This is a genomic window from Sphingobacterium sp. T2 (genome assembly GCF_000814685.1).
GTDB classification, from domain to species: Bacteria; Bacteroidota; Bacteroidia; order Sphingobacteriales; family Sphingobacteriaceae; genus Sphingobacterium; species Sphingobacterium thermophilum.
Map to the genome: position 1 here is coordinate 1 of NZ_JXAC01000214.1, position 10358 is coordinate 10358.

The 10358-nt window shown below is 41.9% G+C and carries 10 protein-coding genes and 1 pseudogene; 1 reads left to right on the forward strand and 10 read right to left on the reverse strand.

All coding sequences use genetic code 11. The features are described 5' to 3' along the window. Positions 1-307: 307 nt before the first annotated feature. From SD31_RS12300 to SD31_RS12330, 10 genes are read right to left on the reverse strand one after another with little or no spacing between them, the layout of a single operon-like run. Entirely contained in the window at positions 308-1018 is a 711-nt protein-coding gene (locus SD31_RS12300; protein WP_039054360.1) for a fasciclin domain-containing protein, read from the reverse strand. 13 nt (positions 1019-1031) lie between these two features. Then, positions 1032-2564, reverse strand: a complete 1533-nt coding sequence (locus SD31_RS12305) for a RagB/SusD family nutrient uptake outer membrane protein (protein ID WP_039054361.1) — start codon at positions 2562-2564, stop codon at positions 1032-1034. Positions 2565-2575: 11 nt separating this feature from the next. Further along, positions 2576-4381, reverse strand: a complete 1806-nt coding sequence (locus SD31_RS19335) for a hypothetical protein (protein ID WP_231561557.1) — start codon at positions 4379-4381, stop codon at positions 2576-2578. Beyond that, entirely contained in the window at positions 4314-5714 is a 1401-nt protein-coding gene (locus SD31_RS19340; protein WP_231561558.1) for a TonB-dependent receptor plug domain-containing protein, read from the reverse strand. Before SD31_RS19340 ends, SD31_RS19335 begins: the two co-directional genes overlap by 68 nt. Positions 5715-5729: 15 nt before the next feature. After that, positions 5730-6767 (reverse strand): DUF5007 domain-containing protein, encoded by a 1038-nt coding sequence (locus SD31_RS12315; protein ID WP_052259027.1) that lies wholly within the window; start codon positions 6765-6767, stop codon positions 5730-5732. Between the two features lie 7 nt (positions 6768-6774). Then, entirely contained in the window at positions 6775-7071 is a 297-nt protein-coding gene (locus SD31_RS19345) for a hypothetical protein (protein ID WP_231561559.1), read from the reverse strand. Continuing rightward, the gene (locus SD31_RS19350) at positions 7064-7444 is read right to left on the reverse strand and encodes a hypothetical protein (protein WP_231561561.1); all 381 of its coding nucleotides are present in this window, start codon (positions 7442-7444) and stop codon (positions 7064-7066) included. Before SD31_RS19350 ends, SD31_RS19345 begins: the two co-directional genes overlap by 8 nt. A 13-nt stretch (positions 7445-7457) precedes the next feature. Next, positions 7458-8504: a RagB/SusD family nutrient uptake outer membrane protein gene (locus SD31_RS12325; RefSeq protein ID WP_231561562.1), complete on the reverse strand. Its 1047-nt coding sequence runs from the start codon at positions 8502-8504 to the stop codon at positions 7458-7460. Continuing rightward, positions 8501-8977: a hypothetical protein gene (locus SD31_RS19355; protein ID WP_231561564.1), complete on the reverse strand. Its 477-nt coding sequence runs from the start codon at positions 8975-8977 to the stop codon at positions 8501-8503. Before SD31_RS19355 ends, SD31_RS12325 begins: the two co-directional genes overlap by 4 nt. Positions 8978-8993: 16 nt before the next feature. Then, on the reverse strand, positions 8994-9920 hold the full coding sequence (locus SD31_RS12330) for a hypothetical protein (RefSeq protein WP_052259028.1): 927 nt from the start codon (positions 9918-9920) through the stop codon (positions 8994-8996). A gap of 21 nt (positions 9921-9941) precedes the next feature. On the opposite strand from SD31_RS12330, the pseudogene SD31_RS15590 reads away from it, so the two are divergent. Further along, positions 9942-10358: pseudogene (locus SD31_RS15590) on the forward strand (hypothetical protein); the annotation flags it as partial.

Genomic DNA, 10358 nt, shown 5'->3' on the forward strand with positions numbered 1-10358 from the left:
TTTGTCGACAGACTGCTATTAATTATGGTTTACATACTAACCGAGAAGAAATTATGATGTGAGATATTCGGTAAAATAATAGCTAGCCTTATTAATCTTCCTTTCACATTTACCCGAACTACCTCTCCCGGGGCTGGCAATCTCAGGGTCTGTACGATTGGCAGTAAACAGTATGCCGAAAGGCTCCTTGCCACCCTCATACGGGTTTACGCCACTTCTTCTTTTTTCTGACAGCCTACTACTGAAAGGAAGATTAATAAGGCTGCTATTATTTTACCGAATATCTCACACATAATTTCTTCTCAGGTTAGTATGTAAAACCATAATTAATAGCGTCTGTCGCAAAATCGAAAGAGCTAAATCCGAAGCTGTGTTTTTGGAATTGCAACACATGAACTGCCCCATTGACAGGTTGAATGTCGGAAGTAGCCACAGGATTAGAATATGCTACGACAATCTGACGATATCCGGCATATTTAACGATCTGTTCTACACCGGCATTATTACGGGTTATCACATCGTTATAAAAGGTTCCTATATTGATAGGATCTCCTTTTATGGATAGATAGCCCTGCCCCGGGTAAGCCAACATATTGTTGGTGTCTATCTGTGGGAAATCCTTCAATAGATATTTGTCATTGAAAATATATCGTGCTAAATACTTATTCCATACTGCTGGCGACACCTGACGAACGTCCAGCAAAGTATCATGTCCATTAGAATACAGTTGGCGATTAAGTACGCCCATGCTTTTGACAATACTTTGGTTCGTCGGTGCGAAGAAAGTTATCTTAGCATTAGGATCATTAAGAAGAGAAGCATACTCCGACATGTCGATAATCTTCACCAGCGTATCGAACAGCTCGGGACGGCTTTTCAAAAACTGCAATATCGTCCCATCATAATTAGGATTGTGCACCCCTCCATCCATATAGTAGTCCTGCTTGCATGAGGACATAGCAATCCCTATACTCATAAAAGCTAGGAACAATAATTTTATGTTGAATAGTCTTTTCATCGGCTTCAAAGTTTTAGTTCCAATACGTGTTTAATGTCATATACGGATTGTTGTTCAAGGCTGACGGATCTATTGGCCATGTCCATCCCCCCTTGTTGAATGCCTCTACGGACATAGCGGCAGAAGTATATTTGCTGTTGATAACCTTTCTTGTTCTCACCAGGTCATAATAGAAATGACCTTCTCCGATAAGCTCACGTACGCGTTCCCACCAGATAAAGTCTTTCAGCTCATCCCCTGTCTGTGAGACAGCCAGCGGCGCCTCCGCCCGGGCCCGTACTATATTGATTACTTCACGAGCCTCCGCATCTCTATCCAATTCGGCCAAGGCTTCCGCCTGAAGAAGGATAGCATCCACATAGCGAAAAACAATTTGATTGTCGTCGGGATTGTAGTCCTCTCCTTCTTCATTGAAAACGTTTAAGAATTTAAGACACTGCATAAGTCCTGAGGTATCGTAAATATGCTCATCGTACCAAAACTCTTTTCTCTTATCCTGAACCCCAAGTGGATATAGTTCTTCCATGAAGTTGCGCTCATAATAAAGGTATGATCGCTGAATAGCCACGTTCTTATTCGGATATCTCAAGAAATAGTCTGAATAAGGAGCCGAGATGGAGAACGTCTCTCCATAGTTTAAGCTTTGGACAATTTCAAATAGACCTTCCTTGGTACGTCCTTTGAAGATTTCTTTGGTACGCTCAAGAGGAAGCAACTCATAAGCATTATCATTTTGGAAGCGGATCTCATTACCCAATTCCACTACCGCATTATAATAAGGGGCTTTATCTTCCACAGTGAAACCTGCAATCCACATGTTCATATGCATCATCAGCACGATAGCAGCCCCACGCATTGCTCTGTTTCCGATAAGTGATGGGTCATCATAGGTCCAAGGAAGATTCTGATAATGTTCCTGCATATCTGCAAGGCAATTTTTCAGCACCGTAATCATATTGGTGCGACCTATAGCTTTGCTGTGATATGCTTCCGTATAGTAAGGCACATCTCCATATAATCTAACCATAAAGAAATAGGCCAGATTTCTCAGAAACACAGCTTCTGCCTTATAGCGTGCTTTCGCAGCCGGAGAAATCAGTCCTTCTTCCATATTATCTACTTCAAAGAAAACTATATTCGCCGACTGTACCATCTTGAAGAAATCATTCCACTTAGGAATAGCGGTAAATCCAAAGAAGCTGTAGTCCGAAGAAAATAATGCATTGATATTGTTATTGCGCAGATGTGTCAGGTAGTCACGAGAAGCTCCCGAGGACTGCGACGTACGCATGATAGGCGCACAGCGAAAATCTCCCGTAGCGGGAAAGAAAATACGATGGTTGGCAGAACCTCCTATCGGTGTCCCCATTGTCGCCAGACGGAAAGTCTTATATATCCCCACAAGGAATTTGTCCACATCTTCTGCCGATTTCCAGTAATTGTTACCGGTCAAGTTATCTTTAGGCGATACGTTTAAGAAGTCTTTTCCACAAGAAAAGAACAACAAACTGATAAATATGAATAGGCCTATAATTGATTTCTTCATGTCTCTAGGTGTTAGAATTGAACATTAATACCCAATGTATAACTTCTTCTGTTAGGATATCCTGCCGAAGAGTCACGCCCTAAGGCAGACACCAATTCGGGATCCGGACCAGAATAGTTGCTGATCGTAAAAATATTATTGGCCGAAATGTAGAGTCTGGCTGATGTGATTCCCAACGCCTTACGGATGAAGTCTCGGTCAAAATTGTACGCCAATGTTGCTGTAGTAAACTTGAAATAAGATCCGTCTTCCTGGAATAACGTCTGATCGTAACGGAAAGGATCGATATAGCCATATCTGCGGAAGTCGTAAACATTAGGATAATATGACTTTGTATTTTCCGTCGTCCATACATCTAGGTCGGTAATAGGAACCAATGCTCCCGTACCCGTAGGACTGCTATAGTTTCTTAAGCGATCGGCCAAAGCATTGTTCAACACGTCTCTTTTGAAAGTCATGAAGAACTGCGAGTTCAACGACCAGTTCTTATATTGGAAGAAGGCATTAAAACCTCCTGTGAATACAGGCTGTGAATTACCTACTATCACTAAGTCGTTTTCATCCAAGATATAGTCTCCGTTCAAATCCGTCCAGATAGGGTCTCCCGCCTTGAAGAAGCGCTCCTCCGCAAAAGATCCTCCCACACGGTAGCGTAAACCTGTCAATGGATTCACCGGCACCTGATCGTCCGACTCATACACGCCTCGATAGTGTAAAAGCACATTAGAAAGGGAGTTGATTCCCAAACGATAAAGGATGGACTGTCTATAAACCGAATTGTCTGCCACCAACAGCTGGCGTACATTATCTGGCAGTGCCGCAGCATAATCCCTATTGAAGGCTCCATTAAGATTGAATGAATAGCTGAAGTCTCCTTTTTTTCTTGGTCGGTACGTGATGATAAACTCATGTCCCATATTAACCAAAGAAGTCTCATTGGTATTTACATTACCAAAGGCATTGATATTAGCTATACTTTTCGTTCTTAAAATCTGGTCAGACTGCTTATAGTAGTTTTCATATGTAAAGGAAAGACCATTTTTGAAACCGAACTCTAAAGCTAAATTCAGCATGGTAGTGGTCTGTGGAAGTAATTCTATATTAGGGATACTGGTCATATCCAACGTCACCGACGGCTGGTTGTTATACGTCTGCGGGTCAGAAGTATATTTACCATATACATCATAAATACTTCCTGACGGCACAATGTTCTTTCCCCAACTACCACGGATCATACCGAAATCCAAAAATTCCCAGCTATCGAAAAAACCTTCATTTTTGAAGTTCCAACGAGCTCCTACCGAGGGAAGCTGTGACCATGGGTTGGCAGAGCCCGTAGTAGAAGTACCGTCCAGACGGTATGAAAACTCAACAATATATTTAGAGTCATAGTTATACGTGATATTTCCTGCATAACCTAAGGTTCTTTTCTCATATAACCCTTGGAGAGTACCTCCCAACGCCAAAGAGGTAGCATATCCTAACCCCGAAGTGAACTGATCGTTAGGTGTACCTGTAAGCTGCATAACATCAGCCTGAAACTTACTCACTTCAGCTTCATTGAACACATAACCACTCAAAATATGTTTGCCCCCAAAATCTGTAGTATAAGAAAGCATATTTCTGTTGTATAAGGTGTTCAACCTATCGTTGTACGAATACACTTCTGTCATATTTGAGTTGAGGGCTTCAGGAAGGAAGCGGTTTTGGTTAGCTATTTTGAAGTTATAACTCAAGGTCGTAAATACTTTAAAGCCCTTGAATGGAGAATATTCCATCTCCAGTTGAGAATTTAAATTTCCTTGTTTTGTTGTCATTCTTCATACTCAAGGCAGCCAAGGCATCCATACTTCCAGAAAAGAGGGATGGCGGCGGCAACAGTGAACTGGAGTTGGCCGAATTGGCGACACCGCTCTGTCTGAAGGCATTACCACTTCCTGTGCTGTTCTTCGCTAAAGAAGGACTTAAGTTTACAAACATACGATAGCGATCACTAGGTCGGTATTGCATATTCATCGGCACAGAATAACGTGTGAAGCCCGTATTTTCCAAAATACCTCGCTCATTATAGTAACTCGGGGCAATCTTATAGTTAAATGTATTATCCCCTCCCGATATATTCACCGAATGGGAAGTATTAAGCGTAGTACGATAGAAATAAGATTGCCAGTCCGTAGAGTTATTATAATATGGATTCAAAGAGTCTGCTAGCATTGGTGTATTATTAATAAGCTGTAATGCCGCATTATAGGACGTGTCGTTCTGCAAAATCTGATTTACGCGTGAGCGACGTTCCAAAACTCCTCCCAACACTTTTCTCAGATTGGGTGGCGTGTTAAGGAAAGTCTGTCCTACATACTGAACAATAGGTACTTTAGATTTTCCTCTTTTGGTGGTCACCAAAATAACACCATAAGCACCTTTAGATCCATATAAAGCTGTAGCCTGCGCGTCTTTCAATACGGTGATATCTTCGATATCTTCCACAGGAATCATGGCTATAGGACTGATACCGGGTCCTGCCGTTTGGAATCCATACTCATAGTTGGTTCCTTCATCGATTGGCACACCATCGATTACATACAACGGCGAGGTTGGCGTCAAGAAAGCATCATCTCCAGATCCTTGAACATTCAACGTCGAAATACCGCGTATAGCCACCGAACCACGCATACCTGGCGTACCATTGTTCAGCTGTACGTTCATTCCCGCCACTTTACCTTGTAATAAGTCCGTAAAGTTGGCTACAGGTACATCCTGGATTTCTTTGCCACTGATGGTTACGGCAGAACCGGTCAGTGTCTCCCGCTTGCGGGCTTGGTATCCCACCACCACGGTCTCTTCAATCTCCATTGCTGCTTCCTCCAACACGACATTATAACGTGTCTTGCCGGCAACGACATCCACGTAAAGATTGTTGTACCCCACAGCACGGAAGAGCAGCTTGGTATTTACATTTACTCTTATATTAAACTGTCCTTGCTGGTTGGTTGCTCCAAGGACCTTTTTATTCGAATTGTTAATAATCGTCACCCCATGCAATAGACTGCCTGAGGAACTTCTCACTTCACCGGTGATCTGTACTTCTTGCGCAAAAGCATAAACCACAAGGAAGTTTAACAGGAATAATATAAACTTAACTTTTTTCATACGGTTCATATTTGGCTAGTCGTTATCAAATTTTGGGGTCTCTTTCCTAAAGCGAAACTGTATTTCCCAATGTCCTTCCTCATAGATAGCAAAATCAAATCCCAACATACACTCCTGCAAAAGACCTGCAAAGCCTAGACGGTAAAACTTCAGAGCAATACGTGCTCTTGAGCCATCAGCCGTCGTGTATCTGGTAGGATAAGTGATCAAAGGTATAGGATACGCAACGTCGTATACAGCTTTCTTATTTTCAAAGCGTTGGTTAAAACCATGAAGCATATTTTTCCAATCCGTATTCTTAAACTTTTGGATATCAATATAATTGTTCATGGAATCCAACACACTTATGGTCAGTGTCTTCGTTGCCGCCGTATTGTCATAATGTCTGAACACAAACACATCTATGTCCGATGGGAAAATTAAATCTCCCGTTCTTTCGCCATAAAGGTTGGACACCTGAGAAGGTGTCAAGGCAGCCCTTGTAGCCAAGCCTGTCTCATAATTGTACTGAGAGGGCTCGTAAGGTCTTTCCTTATAAGGCTTAAGACGAAGGTTACGTGCATAACGACGACCTCCCGAATTAGCTATTTCCACATCAAAAACATAGCAGGAATCCGGCTGTGTACGTATCCAGTTCGAGTTGCCGAAATCCCAAAACATAATGTCTCCAGAATTCTTACCTATCTCCAAAATGGAATGGTACTCTATTTCACGTTTAGCTTCAATCTCTTCCAAGGATTTTTCCTCTCCCGTGTAGCTGGCTTTCCATACTTTCACGGGAAACTTGTCCGTAAGTTCTGTAGCAGGATCTCCTTCGACAGTACGTACGTTGATGATTTTAAATTCCAGCGGCAAGGTCGAAGAATTTCCAACGTTCACCGCTTTTTCATAAAGAGTCTTGCGTCCCAATGTTGGGGTAAACTCCTTAACCATATAATTAATATCATCCCCTAAAGCGTCCAAACTTTCCGGAATAAAGGATTTACACGAAAAGCAGCTCGCCAATCCAAAGAGGATAGATAGATAGAATGTTCCCTTTTTCACGACTTTCATGGTTTAATTACTGTGAAGAATATTTACTTGTAAACTTTCCGAATCCAAAGTCATGTCCTGCCGAAAGAATGTGGATAATACCATTCTTCGTTGTCACGTTTACCACGGTAGTGTTCACACGTTGCCAATATCTCTGGAAAATGGAATTGTTTGTATCACTGAAAATCAACTGCTGCTGTCCTCCTCCTACCATACCCGAAGCATTCAGCACTCTATATTGTATATGCATTCTGTAATTGTGTTTCGTGCTGAATACCACCTGTCCGTCGATAAAAGGCTTTAACTGTTCCGTATTGTTAAGCATCGTTGATGACATAGCGGTTCATCATAGAGTCCAGATCTATCAAACCTACATCTTCGAGATATAGACTCGGTCTTCCCGTGATAGCACGGGTGGTATTTAAGGCTTCCAAAGCGATGTCAAAGCTTCTATTGGTCACCGCAAACAAGGTATATGTAGAATCCGGATGCTGCAACTTGGCTCTAAGATCCGGCAGACGGTCCAGAACTAGGAGCAAGGAATCATACACTCCCGGTTGAGATTTGATATAATCGTAAATCGTGCCGTCATATTGCGGAGTTTCCGTATTATAATCGTAATAATACATGTCTCCTTTATCACAGCTTATGTTCAGCCAAATCAAGATTGGCAATATGATTTTTGATAGTGTTTTCATACCGATGAAGACTTTATTTCCAATAATCATTCTGTTCTATGGCCGTATTTTTGTTCAACACCTCCGTAGAGATTGGCCAGTAAATTCCTCCTTGTTCGATGAGCCTAACAATCTCAGGATTAACATTTTTCAGTTTGTTGAGGCGCACCTGATCGTACCATCTCCATCCTTCTCCCATAAGCTCTCTTCTTCGCTCATTGAAAATCTCATCTATCAACGGAGTAGTAGAGGCTATAGAATAGGTACGTACACCACGATTTATCTTCACCCTGTTGAGCATAGTAATAGCATCATCACGAGATCCAAGTACAGCTAGAGCTTCAGCTCGTAACAAAGCTATCTCTTCAAGACGCGTGAAAATAAGATTAGAACCAAAGACACCATAAGCACCATCCGACACACCATCCCTAATAATTTTAATCTTACTGAAAATCGGAATCTCCCCACTGTAGTTGGTGAAGTAATTAGTTCTTGTCAATCCGGAAATAGTATCTATACCAAAGCGGGTATCGTTGATATCGTCAAAAATTTTGACAATACTATCTTTCGGTACATATATATCCGGACGCTGTTTAGTGATAAGCGGCTCAGCCAACGTAAGCTCTTCAATATGTCCCGTTGCTGTGGCCTCCCCATATATATACGGTGCAGGAATAGATAACAACTGTCCACCGCTGTAATTATTCGAAAATATACCCGATAAACCGGTGAGGTTACCAATATTGGTAATATAGTCTATAGAAATATTGGTATAGTTGTTCAGAATAAACTGTGTATAGGTATCTACATTAATATATTTGCCCTGCCATGCAGCAATATGGGCTAGCACAGCATACGCTGTAAGCTTATTAAACAGGGCTTTTCTCCAATAGCTGTTGGTCTGGCCGTAATACAACACCGTCGAAGTTCCGTAGGTATAAGGCAAGTCTACTACTGCAGTAAGCAGCTCACTCTCTGCAAAATTAAGTACAGTCTGACTATCTGTTTTCGGACGATGTTCGAATGAACCATCGTCAAAAGATTTAGTTATCAAAGGTACGTCTCCCCAAATACGGGTCATGTAGAAATAGGCGAAAGCCGTATAGCACGCGCTTGGGCAATATCCATCTTTAGATTTTGCTCGGTATAGCGTGAATCTCTCTCTCGCACCTCTGGAGCTCTCTCGATAAAGATAGATGCAGCATTAATTACTGCATAGAATCTTCTCCAGTTCGAAAGATTCTTAATCAAAGGAAAAGAGGCCTTCAGATTATTAGCGTTCACAGCACTGAGGTCCGAGCGATTGTAGGAAACAAAATCGCCGTGACGCAACTCCCCATAAATCCAATGAGAATTGTTTTCCACCAACGCTGTACGCAACAAACTGTAGAGGCCCATAAGGGCAGACTTGGTATCCGAAATACTCGTCCACTGTAATGTTTCCGAAGCTACTTCGCCACTCGGCTCAGCCAACTTATCATCGCAGGATACCGCCATACTATGCAATACCATAGCCCCTACTAGTATGGTAATTATATTGAATATCTTCTTCATAATTGGCTAGTAATAATTATAGGTCTAACTTAAATCCTAAGGTATAAGTCGGTGTCAGTGGCATACCATATCCATCATAGTATCCATTGAAGTTCACCAGCTCAGGGTCTCTTCCAGAAAATTTCGAGAAAGTGTACAGATTGTTTACCGTAGCATAAATATATGCTCTACGCAACGTTTTCACCCTTTCCAAAAATGTGGCTTTGGTAAGACTATAGCCCAAAGTCACACCTCGTATCTTCAGGAAAGACGCATCTTCCAAGAAAAGATCCTGATCTACGCGATATGGATTTATACTACTCCACACATTGTACAACGGATATTTGCTGATGTCAACATCCTGCTGCCAGTGGAAAATCTCTCGAATGGAAGATATGCTGTTATTGGATTCGTTGTTGATGAAGTTATATTTGTTTGCAGCACGTTCATTGATAGCCTTCTGTCCTAGGGCAAAATATAAATCTATACTAAGATCAATATTCTTATAGCTGAAACGGTTGTTGAATCCACCGAACACCTTAGGCAAGGCATTTCCAATTACAATCTTATCCAGTTCTGTAATTTGGGAGTCATTGTTCTGGTCCCTCCATCTTGGATCTCCATATTGAAAAGGGATGCCATCAAAATTTAACTTCACGCCGCCCGACACAGGTACTTCGGCATCACTCTTGAAGATGCCTTCATTCTGATAAAGCCAAAAAGCATCACCAGCCTTCCCTACCTCCAACAAGCGGTCTCCTATCACAAGCTGGTTCAGCTTGTTAGGAAGTGCCGTAACCTCGTTTCTATTTATATTCAGATTGACGTTTGTCGTCCAGCTGAAATTCTCCGGCTTATCTACGACCCTTGCCATAAAATCTAAGTCAATCCCTCTATTGCGAATCGCTAGACCATTCTTAAACTCACCCACATATCCATACTCTTCCGGTACCGGAACCAACACAATCTGGTTTTTATTATCACGTTGATAAAAAGAAAGATTAGCGGTGACTCTGTTCTTTATAAACGACTTATAGAAATTAACCTCATACTGATCAACATACGCCCATTCAAGCCCGTAGCCGACCCATCCGCGGTTATACAAATCAATTATGACAGCCGATTTGCTGTAGGACCTCAATACTATTCTAACCTGAATTGGGCGGGAGAGTCCAATGTTCTTTCATTTTATGGCAATGCGGCTTCATCAAGACCGTATAACCGCGGATGGGTCGGCTACGGGCTTGAATGGGCGTATGTTGATCAGTATGAGGTTAATTTCTATAAGTCGTTTATAAAGAACAGAGTCACCGCTAATCTTTCTTTTTATCAACGTGATAATAAAAACCAGATTGTGTTGGTTCCGGTACCGGAAGAGTATGGATATGTGGGTGAGTTTAAG

Bases quoted from the DNA above. Each gene is read 5' to 3' on its own strand.
- SD31_RS12315 (WP_052259027.1), bottom strand. From the start codon at position 6,767: ATGAAAGTCGTGAAAAAGGGAACATTCTATCTATCTATCCTCTTTGGA.
- SD31_RS12300 (WP_039054360.1), bottom strand. From the start codon at position 1,018: ATGAAAAGACTATTCAACATAAAATTATTGTTCCTAGCTTTTATGAGT.
- SD31_RS19350 (WP_231561561.1), bottom strand. From the start codon at position 7,444: ATGAAAACACTATCAAAAATCATATTGCCAATCTTGATTTGGCTGAAC.
- SD31_RS19335 (WP_231561557.1), bottom strand. From the start codon at position 4,381: ATGACAACAAAACAAGGAAATTTAAATTCTCAACTGGAGATGGAATAT.
- SD31_RS19340 (WP_231561558.1), bottom strand. From the start codon at position 5,714: ATGAAAAAAGTTAAGTTTATATTATTCCTGTTAAACTTCCTTGTGGTT.
- SD31_RS19345 (WP_231561559.1), bottom strand. From the start codon at position 7,071: ATGCTTAACAATACGGAACAGTTAAAGCCTTTTATCGACGGACAGGTG.
- SD31_RS12305 (WP_039054361.1), bottom strand. From the start codon at position 2,564: ATGAAGAAATCAATTATAGGCCTATTCATATTTATCAGTTTGTTGTTC.
- SD31_RS12325 (WP_231561562.1), bottom strand. From the start codon at position 8,504: ATGACCCGTATTTGGGGAGACGTACCTTTGATAACTAAATCTTTTGAC.
- SD31_RS19355 (WP_231561564.1), bottom strand. From the start codon at position 8,977: ATGAAGAAGATATTCAATATAATTACCATACTAGTAGGGGCTATGGTA.